The organism is Laedolimicola sp. (genome assembly GCF_051972735.1).
In the GTDB taxonomy this organism is placed as follows: Bacteria; Bacillota; Clostridia; order Lachnospirales; family Lachnospiraceae; genus Laedolimicola; species Laedolimicola intestinihominis.
The window spans coordinates 1-19,863 of sequence record NZ_JBOKYU010000018.1 but is presented as its reverse complement, the minus strand read 5'-3'; the positions used below and the strand labels follow the sequence as shown (position 1 = coordinate 19,863).

The 19,863-nt window shown below is 48.3% G+C and carries 18 protein-coding genes and 1 other annotated feature; of the genes, 2 read left to right on the top strand and 16 right to left on the bottom strand.

Annotated features, from left to right (window positions below):
• Window positions 1-72: 72 nt before the first annotated feature.
• From ACTRC3_RS06040 to ACTRC3_RS06020, 5 genes are all read right to left on the bottom strand, one after another.
• A complete protein-coding gene (locus tag ACTRC3_RS06040) occupies window positions 73-420 on the bottom strand; it encodes a hypothetical protein (RefSeq protein WP_349164078.1) in 348 nt (115 codons plus the stop codon).
• Between the two features lie 59 nt (window positions 421-479).
• The gene (gene thrC, locus ACTRC3_RS06035; RefSeq protein ID WP_440322276.1) at window positions 480-1,967 is read right to left on the bottom strand and encodes a threonine synthase; all 1,488 of its coding nucleotides are present in this window, start codon (window positions 1,965-1,967) and stop codon (window positions 480-482) included.
• 176 nt (window positions 1,968-2,143) lie between these two features.
• Window positions 2,144-2,941 carry a nitrilase-related carbon-nitrogen hydrolase gene (locus ACTRC3_RS06030; RefSeq protein WP_440322274.1) on the bottom strand — a complete coding sequence of 266 codons (798 nt, stop codon included), beginning with the start codon at window positions 2,939-2,941 and terminating at the stop codon, window positions 2,144-2,146.
• A gap of 182 nt (window positions 2,942-3,123) precedes the next feature.
• Window positions 3,124-4,782 (bottom strand): 2-isopropylmalate synthase, encoded by a 1,659-nt coding sequence (locus ACTRC3_RS06025; RefSeq protein ID WP_440322272.1) that lies wholly within the window; start codon window positions 4,780-4,782, stop codon window positions 3,124-3,126.
• A 168-nt stretch (window positions 4,783-4,950) separates the two neighbouring features.
• Window positions 4,951-5,243 (bottom strand) — a binding site (T-box leader).
• Window positions 5,244-5,293: 50 nt separating this feature from the next.
• Window positions 5,294-6,160, bottom strand: a complete 867-nt coding sequence (locus ACTRC3_RS06020; RefSeq protein WP_440322270.1) for a cell wall hydrolase — start codon at window positions 6,158-6,160, stop codon at window positions 5,294-5,296.
• Window positions 6,161-6,301: 141 nt separating this feature from the next.
• On the opposite strand from ACTRC3_RS06020, the gene ACTRC3_RS06015 reads away from it, so the two are divergent.
• Window positions 6,302-6,811: a DUF6512 family protein gene (locus ACTRC3_RS06015; protein WP_440322268.1), complete on the top strand. Its 510-nt coding sequence runs from the start codon at window positions 6,302-6,304 to the stop codon at window positions 6,809-6,811.
• 128 nt (window positions 6,812-6,939) lie between these two features.
• Here ACTRC3_RS06015 and leuD read toward each other — a convergent pair whose 3' ends face one another.
• Window positions 6,940-7,425: a 3-isopropylmalate dehydratase small subunit gene (gene leuD / locus ACTRC3_RS06010; RefSeq protein WP_440322266.1), complete on the bottom strand. Its 486-nt coding sequence runs from the start codon at window positions 7,423-7,425 to the stop codon at window positions 6,940-6,942.
• Window positions 7,426-7,437: 12 nt separating this feature from the next.
• Window positions 7,438-8,706, bottom strand: a complete 1,269-nt coding sequence (leuC, locus tag ACTRC3_RS06005) for a 3-isopropylmalate dehydratase large subunit (protein WP_440322264.1) — start codon at window positions 8,704-8,706, stop codon at window positions 7,438-7,440.
• 244 nt (window positions 8,707-8,950) lie between these two features.
• Here leuC and ACTRC3_RS06000 point away from each other — a divergent pair, with 244 nt between their 5' ends.
• Window positions 8,951-9,838: a LysR family transcriptional regulator gene (locus ACTRC3_RS06000; protein ID WP_440322262.1), complete on the top strand. Its 888-nt coding sequence runs from the start codon at window positions 8,951-8,953 to the stop codon at window positions 9,836-9,838.
• A gap of 236 nt (window positions 9,839-10,074) precedes the next feature.
• Here ACTRC3_RS06000 and glmS read toward each other — a convergent pair whose 3' ends face one another.
• The 9 genes from glmS to ACTRC3_RS05955 form a co-directional block, all read right to left on the bottom strand.
• On the bottom strand, window positions 10,075-11,913 hold the full coding sequence (gene glmS, locus ACTRC3_RS05995) for a glutamine--fructose-6-phosphate transaminase (isomerizing) (RefSeq protein ID WP_440322260.1): 1,839 nt from the start codon (window positions 11,911-11,913) through the stop codon (window positions 10,075-10,077).
• A 202-nt stretch (window positions 11,914-12,115) separates the two neighbouring features.
• Window positions 12,116-12,562 carry a hypothetical protein gene (locus ACTRC3_RS05990; protein WP_440322258.1) on the bottom strand — a complete coding sequence of 149 codons (447 nt, stop codon included), beginning with the start codon at window positions 12,560-12,562 and terminating at the stop codon, window positions 12,116-12,118.
• 64 nt (window positions 12,563-12,626) lie between these two features.
• Entirely contained in the window at window positions 12,627-12,782 is a 156-nt protein-coding gene (locus tag ACTRC3_RS05985) for a hypothetical protein (RefSeq protein ID WP_440322256.1), read from the bottom strand.
• 12 nt (window positions 12,783-12,794) lie between these two features.
• Window positions 12,795-14,588, bottom strand: coding sequence for an ATP-dependent nuclease (locus ACTRC3_RS05980; protein WP_440322255.1), 1,794 nt, complete (start codon window positions 14,586-14,588; stop codon window positions 12,795-12,797).
• Between the two features lie 47 nt (window positions 14,589-14,635).
• Window positions 14,636-15,136, bottom strand: a complete 501-nt coding sequence (locus ACTRC3_RS05975; protein ID WP_440322253.1) for a VanZ family protein — start codon at window positions 15,134-15,136, stop codon at window positions 14,636-14,638.
• Window positions 15,137-15,414: 278 nt separating this feature from the next.
• The gene (locus ACTRC3_RS05970; RefSeq protein WP_440322251.1) at window positions 15,415-15,972 is read right to left on the bottom strand and encodes a hypothetical protein; all 558 of its coding nucleotides are present in this window, start codon (window positions 15,970-15,972) and stop codon (window positions 15,415-15,417) included.
• Window positions 15,973-16,065: 93 nt separating this feature from the next.
• Window positions 16,066-17,868, bottom strand: a complete 1,803-nt coding sequence (locus ACTRC3_RS05965; protein WP_440322249.1) for a DUF4209 domain-containing protein — start codon at window positions 17,866-17,868, stop codon at window positions 16,066-16,068.
• A gap of 67 nt (window positions 17,869-17,935) precedes the next feature.
• Complete coding sequence (gene tnpC / locus ACTRC3_RS05960; protein ID WP_440322247.1) at window positions 17,936-19,564, bottom strand: IS66 family transposase; 1,629 nt, start codon at window positions 19,562-19,564, stop codon at window positions 17,936-17,938.
• A gap of 11 nt (window positions 19,565-19,575) precedes the next feature.
• Window positions 19,576-19,863: hypothetical protein (locus tag ACTRC3_RS05955; RefSeq protein WP_440322245.1), on the bottom strand; the 288-nt coding region annotated here is incomplete at its 5' end.

Genomic DNA, 19,863 nt, shown 5'->3' with positions numbered 1-19,863 from the left:
TTCTGATCCGAAGGCTGTTTTTCGTATAAAAATCCCGGCAGCTTTTTCATTCTGCCGGGATCCTCACATATTTTACCAGAACTTTTCGGTTCCCTTTCGCGCCATCAGCGCGAACCAGATCAGGATCAGCAGAAATACAAACATCATTACATTGTAAAGCATAGAGGGAAGCGGTGTCACATAGCTATTGACCAGCCCCATGCCGCCATAAGCTACCGCACCCACTCCAAACACCAGCATCTTCGGCGCTATGTAAGCCTTGTAGCCTTCCAAATCCTTACACTTTTTCAATTCAATATCCTTACTCATCAGGACTTCCTGCTTAATTTCGCCCTTTTTTTTCATAAGAAACCAGGCATACAGCATATAGACGCCGGCTCCCACAAAAATAATATCCAGAAAGCTCCATATATTATCCATGTTTTTACCTTTGGCTGCCCTCTCTCCCGGGGACAGCGCTTCCTTTTCTTTTTTTGAGCTTACATACCGAGAAATGCCTTTACAGCCGCCTTCATCTCCGGTACCTCCACTACGGTATCATGCAGAACCGGCGCGGTGCGGATCTCTTCCACTGCCTTCGGAACCTCCACACCGGACAGCTTCGACAATTCATCCGCCAGTGCGAAGTCATCCTTACCCTCGCAGTCCACGCCCATGGCCTCCAGGACGCTTCTGGTGAACTTAAAGGGGCTTGCGGTAGACGCGATCACAGACTTGGTCCGATCGCCGGTCTCTGCCTGATATTTCTTGTATACACAGTCCGCTACCGCTGTGTGGGTATCGATGACATAGCCGTTCTCATCATACAGATCATGAATCGTCTTCGCAGCCTCCGCCTCAGTCGCGTAATTGCCATAGAAATCACCCAGCTTCTCCCGCATGGCCGGTGTAATCTCATACTTGCCATTCTCGCTTAAGGACTTCATGAACGCCGCGTCCGCTTTGTCGTCGTGACCGGCGATGCGGTAAATCAGACGCTCCAGATTGCTGGAAATCAGAATGTCCATGGACGGGGAAGTGGTCAGCACAAATTTCCGGTTCCGGTCGTAGCTTCCGGTCCGGAAGAAATCATACAGCACCTTATTGTCATTGGAGGCACAAATCAGCTTCTCAATGGGCATACCCATCTGCTTTGCGTAATATGCCGCCAGAATATTGCCGAAGTTGCCGGTGGGAACCACCACGTTGATCTTCTCATCCTTTTCAATCTCGCCATTTGCATATAATTTCGCGTAAGCATATACATAATATACAATCTGCGGAACCAGACGGCCAATGTTGATAGAGTTTGCAGAAGAAAACTGGAAGCCTGCCGCGTCCATTTCCTTCGCCAGATCCTTGTCGCCAAAGATGGCCTTCACGCCGCTCTGGGCGTCATCAAAATTGCCATGGATACCGATGACCTTCACATTCTTACCCTTCTGGGTCACCATCTGCTTCTCCTGTACGGGGCTGACGCCGTTCTTCGGGTAGAATACCACAATTCTGGTACCCGGCACATCGGCGAAGCCTGCCATAGCTGCCTTGCCGGTATCGCCGGAGGTAGCGGTCAGGATCACGATCTCATTTTTCACCTGATTCTTCTTTGCGGAAACGGTCATCAGATGGGGCAGGATGGAGAGCGCCATATCCTTGAACGCGATGGTGGAACCATGGAACAGCTCCAGGAAATAAGCGCCGTCCGCCTTCACAAGCGGCGCGATCTCCGGCGTATCAAACTTCTCGTCGTAAGCGCTGTCGATGCAGTGCTTCAGCTCCTCCTCTGTAAAATCCGTCAGGAACTTGCTCATAACCGCGTAAGCTGTCTCCTGATAGCTCATCTTTGCCAGCTCATCCAGACTTACATTCAGCGCCGGAATCTCCATCGGCACAAACAGACCGCCGTCCGCGGAAAGGCCCTTTAAGATAGCCTGGGAAGCAGTTACCTGCACACTGGAATCTCTGGTACTTCTGTATAACAAATCCATAGTAGTCGTCCCCTTTTCTTGTATTCTGATCACTGCATCTGCTGAACTGCCCTTTTTCAGGAGCGAGATCGCAAATCGTGATTCTTTGTTCTCACAAAATTCCCGCTTATTATATCAGATCATAGGAACCGCGTCAATGCGCAGCTCTTTATTACGTTAAATCATTACGTCAAAAGTTAAATATGCAGCCCATCCGCCAGCTTTCGGTACAGCTCCGGCTTCCGGTCAATCTTTGCCGGGAACGCTGCCCGGTATTTCCGCACCATTTCCAGATCCAGGTCAGCCACCAGCAGTTCTTCCGTTCTTCCGCCATGGGCCAATTCCCGTCCCAACGGATCTACAATCATGGAATCCCCGCTGTACACCGAGGTTCTGGCATGTCCTACCCGGTTGATTCCGGCGATGTAACACTGATTCTCGATGGCGCGGGCTTTTAAAAGGGTCTTGAAATGCTCCACCCGGTCCTCCGGCCAGTTGGCGGGAACCACGATAAGCTCCGCCTGTGGGGAGGCAAGCTGAAAGATCTCCGGAAAGCGCAGATCATAGCAGATAAAGGGAGCTATGGTCCAGTCGCCTACCTTACAGAAACTTAGGGAATCGCCGCCTGCGTAATGCACCGATTCTGTTCCGAAGGTAAAGGGATGGATCTTCCGGTAATCCGTCAGAAGCTCGCCCTTGGGACTTATCATTGCGTAACGGTTATAGGACTTGGGCTCCCGGTATTCTACGTAACCCACACCGATGTAGAGGCCGTATTCCACCGCCTTTTTCGCAAAATAGTTCAGCGTCTCCGGCTCCTCCGCCGGTTCCCCGATCTTCTCCGGATGCATGGAAAAGCCGGTCATGCTCATTTCCGGAAATAGGACAAGCTCCGCCTGTCCTTCTCTCGCTTCTTGCAAAAAGCGCTCCGCGCGCTCAAAATTTTCGTATTTTGCCTCCCAGAGAGGCTCCGTCTGTGCCAGTGCGATCCGCATACCCGTTTCTTTCCTTTCCTTTTTTCTTCTTATTTTGTATTATAGTCCATTCTATCCGGCATTTCCACAGGACTTTGAAAAACCACAGTTTTGGCACAGCATGTCCGCCACAGACGTACATATAAAATGAGGCCTCTGAACGTGGAGAGACCTCATTTTTCCGCTTGTTTTTATCCTGTTTTCTATGCCACGGAATTGTTGATGGCTGTCAGCAGCGCGTCGATGGAGGCACGGATGATATCCGGGTCCACGCCTGCGCCCCAGGCCAGGGTTCCGTCCGGCTTCTGGAGACCCACATAGGCGATAGCGCGGGAGCTGGAGCTCTGCTCCAGAGCGTGCTCCTGATAAGTAACCAGGCTGTACTCCAGGCCGTATCCCTTCTTAAGCGCATTGCTGACTGCGTTCAGACGACCGTTTCCGGTAGCGTAGAGAACCTGCTTTTCTCCCCGGTACTCGGTATGTACCTCTGCGGTGATACCGTCCACCTGCTTGAAATGTACTTCCGTAATATTGTAGGGAGCCGTAATGCCCTCGAACTTCTTCTTGAAGATCTCGAAGATCTCCTCCGGCATCAGCTCCTTGTTCTGGTGATCGGACGCGTCCTTGGCTGCGTAGCCCATAGCCTCGCGCATCTTCGGCGGCAGATTGAGACCGAAGTTGTGCTCCAGAATGTAGCCCACGCCGCCCTTGCCGGACTGGCTGTTGATACGGATGACGTCTGCGTCGTAGTTGCGGCTCACGTCGGTGGGATCGATGGGCAGGTACGGTACGGTCCAGTGCTCCGGATCGTTCTCCACACGGTAGTTCATGCCCTTGGCGATGGCGTCCTGATGGGAACCGGAGAAGGCTGCGAATACCAGCGCTCCTGCGTAGGGGCTTCTCTCATTGACCTTCATGCCCGTGAACTTCTCATAAGCCTCGCAGATCTCCGGCATGTTGCTGAAGTCCATCTTCGGATCCACGCCCTGGGAATACATGTTCATGGCCAGGGTTACCACATCCACATTACCGGTACGCTCGCCGTTGCCAAACAGGGTTCCCTCCACACGATCAGCGCCAGCCAGCAGGCCCATCTCAGTGTCCGCCACGCCGCAGCCACGGTCATTGTGGGGATGCAGGGAGACGATAACGTTCTCGCGGTATTTCAGGTTCTCGCACATGTACTCCACCTGGCTTGCGTATACATGGGGCATGGAGTGCTGTACAGTAACCGGGAGGTTGATGATGGCCTTCTTATCTGCGGTAGGCTTCCATACATCCAGAACGGCATTACATACCTCCAGCGCGTACTCCGGCTCCGTTCCGGTGAAGCTCTCCGGGCTGTACTCGAAACGGAAGTTACCCTCAGTCTCGTCCGCCAGCTTCATCAGAAGCTCCGCGCCGTCCACGGCGATCTTCAGGATCTCTTCTTTGGATTTATGGAATACCTGCTCCCGCTGTGCCACGGAAGTGGAATTGTATACATGAACAATGGCCTGCTTTGCGCCCTCCAGCGCCGCAAAGGTTTTGCGGATGATGTGCTCTCTGGCCTGGGTCAGTACCTGGATAGTCACGTCGTCCGGAATCAGATCCTGCTCAATCAGGGTACGCAGGAACTCATACTCGGTCTCAGACGCCGCCGGGAAGCCCACCTCGATCTCCTTGAAGCCTACTTTGCAGAGGAGCTTGAAAAAGCCCACCTTCTGCTCCAGAGTCATGGGAACCACCAGCGCCTGGTTGCCGTCACGCAGATCCACGCTGCACCATACGGGAGCCTTGTCTACGTAATCCTTCTCGGCCCACTTCATACAGGGGTACGGCGGTAAAAAGTACTGTCTCTGGTATTTCCTGTAATTCATCATGATGTTTTCTCTCCTTTTGTTCTGTGTGTTGTGTTATTCTGCATTTCGATAATAGATATGCGGTATGGCAACCTACAGGAACGTGGATTTCCGCAACGAGATAAAATACGCTTCGCGACTTTGACTCGTTGCTCGCGTAAAAAAATCCGCCTCCGTCAGCCTGCTGCCAACGGAGACGGAAGACTTATTCGCCTTACGCGGTACCACTCCATTTTCGTGAATCTCATTCACACTCTCATCGGATACGGATTCTTCATCAATACAATTATCGAACCTTATATCCTCCCCGCTGTAACGGTCGGGCTCCGTCTGCGTCTACTTTCCGATTTTCTGAAAATCAGACATCGGATTTCGGACAGCCGCTCTGAGGTCAGTTCCCATTCTCTCTTCCGCTGCTTCACACCAGCCAGCAGCTCTCTGAACTCCAAGGGAATCGTACTACTCCTCGTCCTCGCATTTATCTAATATCTGTAGTCTAGGATAGCAAATGTCACTGTTATTGTCAACCCCTTTATAAATAAAACTCATGCCCATGGTAGGCAAAGAGCAGCGTCAGGTGCTCCCGGAACCACTGAAGGTTTCCGGCGTCGGCCAGGGTGGGGTTTACGAAATAGAGAGCGCCTTCGGAGACGTCCTCGCCGGTCAGAGCCCGGGCTACGGCGGCGCGGGTGGCGTCGGAGACGGTGACGCGCGCTATCTTGCCGGTGTGTACCGGTGAGAACTGGGCTTTGCCGTTCTTCCGCTGGTAGACGACTTCGCTTACTGTATTCGGAAAGGCTGCGCTTCGGACGCGGTTCAGGACCACGTTGGCCACCAGCAGACGGCCTGTCTCATCCTCGCCGGAGGCTTCGGCTTCCACGATGCGCAGGAGGGCGTCATAGTCCTCCGCGGTGATGACGTAAATGCTATTCTCCGGGACAACCAGTTCCGGCTGCACTGCGGCAGCTTCTGTCACCGGTTCTGTCTCTGCTGTTTCTTCCTCCGAAACTACGGTCTGATCTATCTCTTCCTCCGTTTTTTCAACTTCATTTTCTATATCGGAAACTGTCTCCTGCTGCGCCTCTTCCTCCGGCCAGTCTGCCTGCGCCTCTGCGTAAGCCTGCCGCATCCGACCGGAATCTACACGGTTCTCCGCCACAGCGCCAAGCAGCTCTGTTCCGATTCCACGGAGCGCTCCGGCGGCATCATCTTCTGTCGATCTATCAATATTTTCACTTTCGTAAGAGATTTTCGCTTCCACATCCTTCGTATCGGCGGACACCATCAAAAGCATGCCTGCCAATCCCAGCACGATTGCACCATCTCTTAGTCTGTTCATACGCCCATTATAGAAATGATTGTCTGCTCCGTCAAGCCTTCCGTAATAATTTTGTAACATTTTTTGTATTTATTTTCCTGTTTTATCCTTTTCGTGAATAATTCCAGTGAAATAAACAAAAAATATTTTTCAGAGGACAGACATTTTGGAGCATTTTCTGTTCTAAATTTAATGGAAGCTGTTATCCGAAGGAGTACTTTTATGAAAATCCGTGAGCGCATCAACCTGGCTGCCGGGATTCTGTTTACGCTGATCATCGGCACGCTGTTACACTTCACCTATGAATGGAGCGGGGAAAACCCTTTTGTGGCTCTCTACTCACCAGTCAATGAGTCAGTCTGGGAACACTTAAAGCTTTTGTTTTTTCCTGTGCTGCTCTATACCTTTTTTGAAATCATCGTGCTGTATAAGACCTCCGGGCATTTTCTCACGTCCCGGCTTCTGGCGGTCTGCATTGGAATGTTTTTTATCGCGTCCGCTTTTTTCACTTACACCGGACTGTTGGGGCGGGATTTTCTGGCGCTGGATATTCTGATCTTTATCTTCAGCGTCCTGCAGACCTTTTTTCTGTCCCGCTGCTTTGAAGTGCGCTGCCCCGGCCTCAGGCTGCCGCTGCTGGCGGTCTATGTGCTGCTGCTTCTCCTCGTCATCTGCTTCTTTTCCTTCAGCTTCGCGCCTCCGGAGCTGCCACTGTTTACGCCGCCGACATAAAATGAAAGAAACAAAAGCCACAGAAAAAGCATGAGATTCTGAAAATCTGTCAATTTCAAAATCTCATGCCTTTCTTATGTTATAAAATATCCGCAGAACACCACCGATAGGAAGCGAATCGCGATATTCTATTTCTGATTGATATAATTGATCAGTCCCTCGGCCTTAATAATCTTCTGCATAAATTCCGGGAAGGCCTGACCCTGGTACTGCTTGCCGCTGGTGCGGTTGTAAATGATACCGCTGTCGAAGTCCACCTCTACCTCGTCTCCGTCCTGAATATTCTTTGCCGCCTCCGGACACTCAATGATCGGAAGTCCGATATTGATGGCGTTGCGGTAAAAGATACGCGCGAAGGTCTCCGCGATAACGCAGGAAATGCCGGACACCTTGATGACCAGCGGCGCATGCTCACGAGATGAGCCGCAGCCGAAGTTCTTGCCTGCCACCATGATATTGCCGGGCTGTACCTTCTTTACAAAATCCCTGTCGATATCCTCCATGCAGTGCTCCGCCAGCTCCCTGGGGTCTGCGATGGCCAGATATCTGGCGGGAATGATTACGTCTGTATCTACATTGTCTCCGTATTTAAATACTTTTCCTTTTGCCTGCATCTTTTCTTCCTCCTATAATCCAAGCTCTGCCGGTGCGCTGATGCGTCCGGTCACGGCGCTGGCTGCGGCTACCGTCGGGCTTGCCAGATATACCTCGGAATCCACGTGTCCCATACGACCTACAAAGTTCCGGTTGGTGGTGGATACGCAGCGCTCGCCTGCTGCCAGAATTCCCATATATCCGCCCAGGCAGGGTCCGCAGGTGGGTGTGCTGACCACAGCGCCCGCCTCGATGAAGATCTTTAAGAGTCCCTCGTCCATGGCGTCCATGTAGATCTTCTGGGTTCCCGGAATCACGATGCAGCGAAGTCCCTTCTTCACCTTGCGGCCTTTCAGAATCTCAGCGGCTGCACGCAGATCGTCGATACGTCCATTGGTACAGGAACCGATGACTACCTGATCGATCTCTACCGGATCGGTGATTTCGTCGATGGTCTTCGTATTCTCCGGCAGATGCGGGAATGCGACGGTGGACTTTAATTCGCTCAGATCGATGGTGTACTCCTCATCGTACTCTGCGTCCGGGTCTGCCTCGTAAATCTTATATTCCCTCTTTGAATGCTCCTTCATATAAGCAATGGTCTTCTCATCCACCGGGAAGATGCCGTTCTTGCCGCCTGCCTCGATGGCCATGTTAGCGATGGTGAATCGGTCATCCATAGACAGATTTTTGATTCCCTCGCCCACGAATTCCATGGATTTATAAAGGGCGCCGTCTACGCCGATCATGCCGATGATGTGCAGGATTACATCTTTACCGCTGACCCATTTGGAGGGCTTGCCTACGATATTGAATTTAATGGCGGACGGTACCTTGAACCAGGCCTTGCCGGTGGCCATGCCTGCTGCCATGTCGGTGCTTCCCACACCAGTGGAAAACGCGCCCAGGGCTCCGTAGGTACAGGTGTGTGAATCTGCACCGATAATGCAGTCGCCTGCTACGGTCAGTCCTTTTTCCGGAAGCAGCGCATGCTCGATGCCCATCTCTCCCACGTCGAAGTAATTGGTTACCTCCTGACGACAGGCAAATTCACGGACGCATTTGCAGTTTTCCGCGGATTTGATGTCCTTGTTCGGAATAAAATGATCCATAACCAGGGCGATTTTGTCCTTATGAAATACGTCCTGTCTGTTCAGCTTCTGCATCTCGCGGATAGCTACCGGTGTGGTGATATCATTTCCCAGAACCAGATCCAGATCGGCCTCGATGAGCTGTCCCGCTTTTACCTCGGGAAGTCCTGCGTGGGCTGCGAGGATCTTCTGTGTCATTGTCATTCCCATGATTTTGTTCTCCTTTTATCTGTAGTTTCTGCATATCTGTGGAAATAAGCTCCTTTCGGGTATGCAGTCTTTATTTTCAGCTTCTTGTATTCTAGCACATTTATTGATATAATCAAAATACATATTAATAATATTTATTATAACTATAAGTTATGTTTCAAAGGATTAGGAATAACCTGAGGATTCCTGCAGAAATTCTTTGCAGCGTCAGGCTTCTCTCTTTTTTATAGAAAGGATTTGAATCATGAACCAGAATCTATCCCTCTACCGCATTTTCTACACGGTCGCCCTGACCGGCAATATTTCTCACGCCGCCGACGAACTCTTTATCAGCCAGCCCGCAGTCAGCAAGTCTATCCGAAAGCTGGAGCAGTCTATGAACACGGCTCTCTTTACCCGGTCCTCCCGGGGGGTCCAGCTGACCGAAGACGGGGAACTGCTTTTCTCCCATGTAAAATCAGCCTTCCAGACCCTGGAGAATGCGGAAAATCAGCTGCGTCTCCGCCGGGAGCTGGGCATAGGGCAGCTGCGCATCGGAGCCAGCTCAACCCTCTGTAAATATGTTCTGATGCCCCGGCTTAAGGATTTTATCAAAACCCATCCGCACCTGCGGGTCACCATTTCCTGCCAGGCCACTAACCAGACTTTGCAGATGCTGGAAAACAGAGAGCTGGATCTGGGACTGACCGGGCGGCCGGAGGAGACCGGGACGCTGCTCTTCTCTCCGGTCATGGAGATCCAGGATACGTTTGTGACTACCCGGGATTATCTCGACAATCTGGCCCGGCAGCTGGGGCAGCCTGTTCCCGAGAATCTGACTGCTGAGGATTCTGTTTCTTTCATAAAAAATGGCGTCCTGATGCTGCTGAATCGGGAGAATCTGACCCGGCAGTATCTGGACGCGCATATGAAGGAGCATACGCTGTTTCCGGAAAATGTGTTGGAGACAACTTCTATGGATCTGCTCATTGATTTCGCCCGGGTGGGGTTGGGGATCGCAGGTGTGATACGGCAGTTTGTGCAGACGGAGCTGCATAGCGGTTCTCTCATCGAGCTACCGCTGCCTTTTCCTATCGCTCCCCGGGAAATCGGGTTTCTGTGCAGGGAAGAGGCGGAGTATAAAAGGATTTAGCTTGTGTACGGACAGGAGAAGAACCGCTCCCTACCGGAACACGCAGATTTTCCTACTCCTCGCAGGCGGCTTATTCGCGCCCGACTGCCAAACTCGGCCCTAAAGGGCCTCAGACAGTGGCTCCTTCGGGCGCTGCCAGCCTGCTCGTCGCTACGGAAAATCAACTAACGTTCCGGTAGGGAGCGGTTCTTCTCCTGTCCGGGATATAGTTTCTATATTTTGCTTACTACTATTTATTACTCTACCGTTACGCTCTTCGCCAGGTTCCGGGGCTTATCGACGTCCAGGCCTCTCGCTACGGATACGTAGTATCCGATGAGCTGGAGTGGGATCACGGCCAGGGAGGCCGCGAAGTGTTCATCGGTCTTCGGGATGTAGGTGACGAAGTCGGCCGTGTCTTCAATGTTGTAATGACCGTAGGTGGTCAGGCCCATCAGGTAGGCGCCGCGGCTCTTGCACTCGACCATATTGCTGACAGTCTTTTCGTAGAGGTCGCTTTGAGTCAGGATACCGATGACCAGGGTGCCGTCCTCGATGAGGCTGATGGTGCCATGCTTCAGCTCACCCGCGGCGTAGGCCTCGGAGTGGATGTAGCTGATTTCTTTCATTTTCAGGCTGCCCTCCAGGGAGATGGCGTAGTCGATGCCGCGTCCGATAAAGAAGACGTCGTGGGCTGCGGCCTGCTTGGAGGCGAACCACTGGAGGCGCTCTTTATCCTGAAGTATCCGGGTGATTTTCTCCGGCAGGGTTCCCATTTCCGCAATCAGGCTCCTGTAGCGGTCTTCATCGATCGCACCGCGTACCTTCGCGAACTGGACAGCCAGGATGTCGCAGGCCAGAAGCTGGGTGCTGTAGGCCTTAGTGGTGGCCACAGAGATCTCCGGACCGGCCAGGGTGTAGAAGACGTTGTCTGCCTCACGGGCAATGGAGGAGCCGACCACATTTACGATGGCAAGGGTACGGATACCCATGCTTTTGGCCTCACGAAGAGCCGCCAGGGTGTCTGCGGTCTCGCCGGACTGACTGACAAGGATAACCAGTCCCTTTTTGTCCAGCAGCAGGGTCCGATAGCGGAATTCGGACGCCAGCTCCACGCGGACCGGGATTTTCGCCAGATCCTCGATGACATACTGGGCGGACATGGCCGCATGATATGCGGAGCCGCAGGCCACCATGTATATCTGGCTGATATCGCGGATTTCTTCCTCGGAAAGTCCCATCTCGGACAGATCGATTGTGCCATCCTTTACCACAGAGTTCAGGGTATCCTGTAAGGCTTTTGGCTGCTCGTGGATCTCTTTCATCATGAAATGCTCGAAGCCTGCTTTTTCCGCCGCTTCGGCGTCCCATTTAATCTCCACCGGCTCTTTCTCGATTTCGTCGCCATCCAGGTTATAGAAGGTAATTTTGCCCTTCTGCAGACGGCCCAGCTCCAGGTTGCCGATGTAGTAGACATTACGTGTATATTTCAGGATGGCGGGAACGTCGGAGGCCACGAAGCACTCGCCATTCTCCACGCCCAGAATCATCGGGCTGTCCTTGCGGGCCACGTAGATCTCCTCCGGATAATCTTTAAACATCACAGCCAGCGCATAGGAACCGCGGATACGCACCATGGCATGGTTGATGGCGTCTACCGGGGTGCCCAGGTATTTCTTGTAATAATAGTCAATTAATTTAATCGCCACCTCGGTGTCGGTCTGGGAATAGAACTGATAACCTTTCCGCAGCAGCTTATCCTTCAGCTCCTGATAGTTCTCAATGATGCCGTTGTGTACGCCGACCACATTGCCGTCGTCGCTGCAATGGGGGTGGGCATTATTCTCCGAGGGCTCGCCGTGGGTCGCCCAACGGGTGTGGCCGATGCCGCAGTCGCCTGCCAGCGCCTGACCGCCATTGGTCTTCTCAGCCAGAATCTTCAGCCGTCCCTTTGCTTTCACTACTTCGATGGCTCCGTCGCCGTCCCGCACCGCCATTCCGGCGGAATCATAACCTCTGTACTCCAGCTTGGACAGTCCGTCCAGCAGAATCGGCGCTGCCTGATGATTTCCCACAAATCCTACAATACCACACATACTCCTTTAATCCTCCTGTTATTCCTTCAGTTTATGCTCCGTTATACAAATTGACAATTTTACCTTTGTCGGATGCCAGGAATCGGTACCGACTTGTTATTGGTATTGTAGCAGATAATTGCTAAATTGAAAAGTACAAATTGATTTTTGATTAAAAAGTGCAAATGTCATTTTTTAGTTAATCAAAAGTGCAAATTCACAACTAAAAAGTGCAAGCGCAAGGTTTTTCTGTCTCTTTTTCTATTCCAGCCATCTTTTCCGCTGCCATTTCCGGAACCTGTATCACGCCCCATCGATACAGCAGCGGATAGATATAGGATATTCCCCGAATATCACCCAGCTCCTTCGGGCGGCCTATCACTGTGCCCCTCTCCATCTGCAGCGCATTCTGAAACGCCAGCACCACCGAACTCCAGGCCAGAGTCTTGCTCTCCCTGCGTCTGCTCACCAGCAGCTCCCGGTTATAGTCGCCGCTTCGTCCCCGTTTCAGCGTATAAGAAAAGGGCAGGCCTGATATCGTATAAAATGCCTCCCCCTGAAATGCCACAACGGCCTGCCAGAGGGCGTCCTCGGTCCGGGTGCGCTGAAGCCGTTCCACTGCCATGGGCTGCTGCGCGGCGGGGGATGATTGGTTTTGGGGGTCACACATGGTTGTTCTCCTTATCCCGTTTTGAATTAATTCACTGCCCTTTTAGGAAAAATGGATGCCTATTTCAGATACAAAATGCGGCATAGAGCGGAACGATTTTTTTATTGTCTTCAAAGCCGAAGTTTTTGGCAGAGAGCTTGATAGCATAGGCGGGCTTGTAGGTGTCCATATAGACCTTTAAGCTCTTGGCTCTGGCTCCTTTTGCTGCGTTATAGAACATCCAATTCTTCTTTTATCTGAACACCTCTTCCAATTTTCTTATGGTTCTCTCCAGTCCCTTTAAATATTCCTTTTGTTCCGCTTCCGAACTCTGCGCCACCCAGCAGGCAATCTGTTCCTTCTTTTTGTCTATCGGACTCATCGTCACAATCGTATCTCTCACATCCACATTTTCTACAAAATCGTCAATCAGATTATCGATTGTCCGCTTCCTGTCCAAAAATCTTTTCAGCAAAACAAATAATTCTTCATTCTCCTTTGGCTGTACATAGTTCATCTCTTTCAGCTTTTCCCAGCATGTCACCGAAAGCAAATGCTCTATCTCATAAGGCAAATCCAGCTGTTTCCTGTATAGCTCCAGAATTTCATCCGAAGGCTCCAGATATTTTACCTGAATTTCTGCCGTCGACCGCTTTCCCCTGTAGATTTCGTGTCCGCACAGTTCCTCATGGGCTTTGCGTCCAGCCTCATCCTTGTCAAATAAAACAACCGCCTTACTGGTATAGCCGCTATAGATCCATGCGCAGGCCCAGTTAATCAGCCTGCTGCATCCGCCTTTCCCTTCCTCTGTAAATATCCGCAGCTGTCCTCTTTTTATCTTCTCATAAAGATCCTGGGAATAATGCTTGATTGCCAATTCCAGGTACTGCTTATCCGTCTTCCCTTCTACAAATATGGTAGGAATATCACACAGGAGATTTTGATTTAAAATCTGCTTCGTACGTTCCAGTTCTCTCTCTTTTTCCTCAATATACGGCGCCACCAGAGGCATCAGTCCCATCGTAGCGCTGAGATACGCATTGTTAAAGGCCGTGCTTAATTTCGTGCCTTCGCCCTTCTCTTTTCTGGAGGTATAAAAAATCCTTGTTCTGTCATCCGATTTCTTGTTGTAAAAAGCCGGTGAATGGGTGGTAACAAACATCTGGATATCCATCGAATACTCCAGAAAATCCTCTGCCATCTCAAATGCGCGCGAAAGCTCTACGCCATTTTCCGGCTCTTCGAATCCCCAAATCGTAGTTGCCTTAGACGCGCCTCTGTTGCGGGTTTTCTGAGCCTGATCCGCAATATATTTTAAAATAATCGGAATATGCCTTGCCTGTATACCGTCTCCACGCATCTCCAACGGAATCGTAATATCTTCCGAAGTTCCTGCCGTTTCGAATACCAGCGTTTTGAACATTTCGCTCATATTCTGCGGAATCGAAAGCCTGCTATCAATTCCAATCCTACGAGCTACCTCCTGATGGATCTGATCCGTATAATCCTGCAGTACTGCTGAAAATTCCTTCATGGACTGTTCCAGCGGGCTGTCCAGTACAGCAGAAGCCGTCATATATACATCTGCCAGCAACGCCTTGTAGTATTCTCTGCTTTTAACTGCCGGTACATACTGATAACGCACTCTCTGAAGCGCTACCTGGATTCTGGAGCGCTCCGTCGGTCTCTTTCCGTCCGCGTCCAAAACAACGTCTGTCTTGTATCCATTCGCTTTCCATATCTTCCGCCATGTATATAAGCCGGCATTCTTATAGGAATCCGGAATTTCGAATTTAATTTCAATCGCAATCTCCTTAGGCCGATGGGATTCCGGGCGATATAAGTAGGTGAAATCCCGCTGAAAATCAAATGGCGTCTTATAATCTGTCTCACCACAGAAAAATAAATTCAACGCCTTTAACACATTGGATTTACCCGCATCATTCAGTCCTACGAAGATATTCATATCCTTCGCTTCCAAATATTCGTTCTTGATGCTTCTGAAATTTTTAATTCTGATGGAATGAATTGTAATTCTGGTACCCATTGTTTTTCCTTTGTGTGTGATTTCTTAAAACATTTCATGCTTGTTTTTTAATGTTTCAACGTAATTTGGCGGGCCCCTAAGCCCCCCACTGACATCCCAACCACATTCCAAATCACGTCATTCACATCCGCGTACCCCCGCCCTGTCAGATACTGTATGCATTCGCAAGACACCGACAGCACCGCTCCCAACGCCAGGAGCCGAAACCAGTTTCTCCGTCTCTGTGTCCGGGCAGCCGTCCAGCCCAGTGGGATATAGAGTAAAATGTTCAGCAGATTGCCTGCCCAGATTCCGGCACCGGGCCAGAAGCGCAAGCTCCAACGGATGCTTTCATCATAGCCGGGCGCGCGGCGCAGGAGGGTGATATACAGAATCAGAAAAATACAGTATCCGGGCAGGATGCGTGGCCTTTTCCGCCCGGCTATCCAGGCCGCCAGACCCAGAACTGCCAGGAAAATAATCTCCTTCCCGGACAGGTTCAGGCTTGTACTGTAATGAATCTGATGCAGAAGTTCCTGCAGAAATATGGTTACTCTTGAAAATATCAAATCAGATAACTCCTTATATGAATGTGCAGTGTTGCAAGTTCTCATCTCTTTTTGGAAACTGATTTTGCTATCTCACATAGCTATAATTGTTTATTATTCCAGATATGACTCAAACAGAAACCGGCTACAAAAAATCATACTTAGTATGCCAATCCTGTTTACTGATTATAAATTAACGACCTCTGTTTAACTAAAGATGAAAGAAATCCTCAACGATTTTTGCTCTCTATATGAATTCGAGGAATTATATAATCAGCCGGGTAGTAATAACAGCCCTCTTACGCTTGAAATATTCTTCGATTAATCCAATATGCTAAGCCACAGACTCCACACTCTGCAACAAATACAATACATCCAGCAACAAAAAACTGAACAATGCCATTCAACATTAAAGGCCAAGAAATATACACAAACAAATTCATAGCAAATGCTACAATAAATGTAACCATGTAGGGAGAAAGCGATGCATAACTAAGTTGAATAATATCCTTATGAAGATACCAAACAAGATAAATAAGCCTAAATGCAATAGCAACCAGTGTTCCCACTGCAACACCAATTAGTCCAAATTTTATAATAAATAAAAGAGACACTCCTAAATTTATAATAGCTTCTGCAAATGCTCCAAAATTCGTTTCCTTAAATTTTCCACCTGCCAAAACCAATAATCTATATGGTTCTCGTACTTTTTTAATAGGGTCTGACCCCACTATATAGACCCCACTATATAGATTCGTTAATATGCAATCTAAATCATTCTTTTTTCTATACGCATCTCCTGTACCCGCATAGTTTATCCAATATTCTATTTGCATTTTTATTATGCTATAATCCACTCTGTAATCACATATCCTATCTTCATCTTTTTCGTTTGCAAATAGTGATAATATTAACGTTCCATTATGTCAATCCCATAATATTGCCTACTATTATACTCTTTTAATTTTTATCGCATCACTTCCCGGTTCTATAAATGTTTTTAACTTCGAACCTTCCGTTGTTATCAAGTCATAACATTTTATGGATGTATACGTTAATAATTTTATAACTGCACCTGCAAAGTATAAATATGCTCCCGAACTCGCCATGTACTCACTAGTTATACCATGAGCAATCTCATTCCTTATATTTGCACCAGCTTGTTCATTTAACAAACCTTTAAAAAGAAACAGAATATCATTATCATAACAATCCAACAACTCCGGCAAATCAAAAATCGACTTTAAGGCTTTCTCCTTTGATGCCCCATCAGTTTCCAATGTTATGGTTAATCCCCCTACCTCTTTCGCAATATTTCTAAACAGATTTTCAACTTGAGGAGCAAGTATATGCATTGCCTCATAATATTGTCCCTTTAACACCATATATATAGCAGACCGAAATATATTCTCCCTTCCCGTAGGAATAATAGGATTATTACACACTAAAAAGTCTAAATCAGTAAGTTCAAATTCATAATTATTTCTAATATAGTAAAATGCGTATTTTAACCAAACATCTCCTGAAATCTTTTGTTCTTCTAATGCTTTTTGATGTAAATGTAAGTCTAACAACTCTAAATCCGACTCTGGGTCATTAAAATTTAAAGGCTTTAGGGCTAACACGGTCTGTCCGGACGCATTAACTAAATTTTTACCAAACATATGACTGATAGGACTATTATTGTATTCTTTATAGAGTTTTTTCTTTATATCATCCTTCTTAGAAAACAATACCATTTGGGTCAATCGTATAATGCTTTCCTCAAATGTCAATCCCGCCATATTTTCATCAATATTTGTATTTACTCCACTAACATCAAATTCCATTTTTACAGGAACCATTTGCTTAGGAATTTCTTTTTGAATTTCTACTAATCTCCTAAGAACTCCTTCACCTTTTGCAGCTTCACCATTATTGCGATATAATTCAATTGCTTTTTGATAAAAATGTTCCGCTTGCAATGCCCCTTGTAAAGTCGTTCCTAAGATTCCTTCTGCATAATTCACGTAATAATCTGCTAAATCTATGTTGCTCTTTTTCGCAGCAACGCTATCCTTTATTTTATATAAACATTCTACCTTTAACCTATATGCTTGCTCAACTTTCGTCACATCATCAATGTTATTATTAATAATATTTTCTATCACTGTGAGCAAAATCTTAAAATCACCATATTCCTTTTCAACAAGAATGTCTAACAAACGTAAAGACTGAAAATCCTTATCCTGTCCATTTACTTTTACAACATGATTAAAAAGCTTGTCCCCTGCCTCATTATATATATCTTTTTGATTGATTTGTGCAGAAATAAATAAGGTACGCTTTATCATATCCAAAGTGCCGCCCCAATTCTCATCTGTAAAAAATAGACAAAACAGTTCATAATACGCTTTAGCTGCCACAATTGCAGCTTTATAATTCTTCTTTTGTGTCCAAAGAACATCTGCAATCCTAGCCCTTATATTTATAGGAAGTTGTTCCAGCACAAGAGATTCCATTGTCTTATAATCATCTTCTGTCAAATCTTCAATTGAAAAAGTCCTTTTCCCCTCCCATACCATAAAAGGATGAAATGTGACTCCTTTTTTATTAACTTTAATAGCCATAGAGGAAATATTCTTCAGCAAATCAAAAACTTGCTTTTCTTCCTCAGTATCTAAGCATTCTCTGTCCTCATCTTTAAACACACTGGCATTTAGACCATATTTTTTTATTGCAATACACTTATTTAGCAAATCATATATATTCATATGTGTATAATCTCCAATTATTTGTAAACGTCAAATCCTGCGCCTACCCTTAAATTTAACGCCGCTTTTATGAGCGGCGTGGTTTCCGGCATTCCTCGGGAAGCTCATCTGCCCAAGGCATCAGTTGGTCCAGTTTTGCCGGATCTATATTTCTTTTTTCGTCACAATACTTCGGCAGCTCCGTGAGGATATGCCTAAAGTAATAGTACGGGCGCAGATTGTTCAGCTTTGCCGTTTCCGAAATACTGTAAACAAGAGCACTGGACCTGGCTCCTTTTGCTGTGTTATGGAACATCCAGTTCTTCTTGCCAATACAGAAAATCCGGATAGCCCGCTCGGAAGCAGAGTTATCGATTGGGATATTCCCATCGGTCAGAAATACTTTTAAATATTTTTCCTGACGGATGACGAAATTTAGTCCCTGTCCGGCCTTGGATTTCGGAGGTACCGCACACACTGCAGCCTGCTGTTTTGCCCACGCAAAGAAATCCTCAACCAGCGGCTTTATCCTTGTCTGTCGCTGTGTAAGGCGATCCATTGCGGAAAGTTCTTTCAGTTCGGTATCGATCCGGTAGAATTCCGCGATCTTTTGTAACGCCTGGTATGCCACGGAATTTTTTACTGCCAGGGGATCCTTTTTATCCGCTGCCTTTACGGCATCTGCAAAGGCTCTTCTTGCATGTGCCCAGCAGTTTGCGTTTGTCACTTCCGGCAGTTTCTTGTCCAGCAGATGATACTGCTCCAGACTGTCCGTGACCAGAACTCCTTTGTAGTTTCGGTAAAACTCCAGCGGTTTTTCGTGATCCCTGCCTTTCTGGTATTCGTAGATCACCACAGGACGTTCCTGATAGAACTCCCCGGAACGGTATACCCACATGTAGCATTTACTGTTCGGACGGTCACTGTCGCCGAGCACCTGTGTAGGTGTTTCGTCTGACTGCGTCACCGGCAGGGACAGCAGTTCCTGCTTCATGCGTTCCACAAACGGTGCAAAATATTTCTCAGCACACCGGATGATCCAGTTTGACATGGTCTGTCTGGAGATATTTACACCATTACGCTGAAACTCCTGCTCGACTCTGTGCAGTGCAGAGGAATTCACATATTTTACATTCAGAATAGAAGCAAGCAGGGAAGGAGTCACGATGCTTCCCCGGAGAAGATCCTTTGGACGCTTTCCCCGTAAGAATTCGTCCTGATGATCTCCGCCAGTCCCCACATAGACTTCCACGGTATGGACTTCCACCGTCCAGGATTCCGGTTCGTGGCGCAGTCTTTTGTAGGTTTCATCCTTCATTCTGCGCCAGTTTCCTGCACCATAAAACGTATCCAGTTCTTCTGTGGATACATGATAAGGTGAAAGGATCTCTTCCGGGAAATTTTTCAGATCCATTTCCCGTTGTCCTTTTTTCTTGTGGTTACGTCGCGATGGAAGTACTTCCTCCGTAGCAGGTTCCGGGACAGACAGATCACAGCAGCTTTCTGCCTCATCAAAGAAGGACAGCTGGCCGTCTATGGAATCCAGCGTTTCCGTGTGTTTTCCGAAACGATAGCTGTTCGCTATGCGCACCTGTTCGATCAGCCGTTCAATGTTCTCATTCAGTGTGTCCAGCTGTCCCTGCATCATAAGAACGATGGTGATCAGCTCCTCCCGGCTGCAGTTATTCAGTTCTTCCAGTGTATGTCTGTCTGCCATTGTCCTGCTCCTTAAACTGTTTTCATTATACCAGAAAACACAAAGGATTGCGAACCGGCAGCCATGCGGGTTCCGTCATTCTGCCTATGCCTGTATGGCGGTGTGATGGTCATAGAACCAGGGAAATATAAAGTTTTCAAGGTGCCGAAAATTTGTCCAGATCCTCCTGTGGATACGTTGCAGACCATGAGGCAGCGCCCAGAAAGGCTGTGACACCGGGAAGGGAGCGAACCTGATATCACACATAAAAAATCTATGTTTTGCACAAAAATCAGGTGGGCTTTTGCGGTGTTACTTCC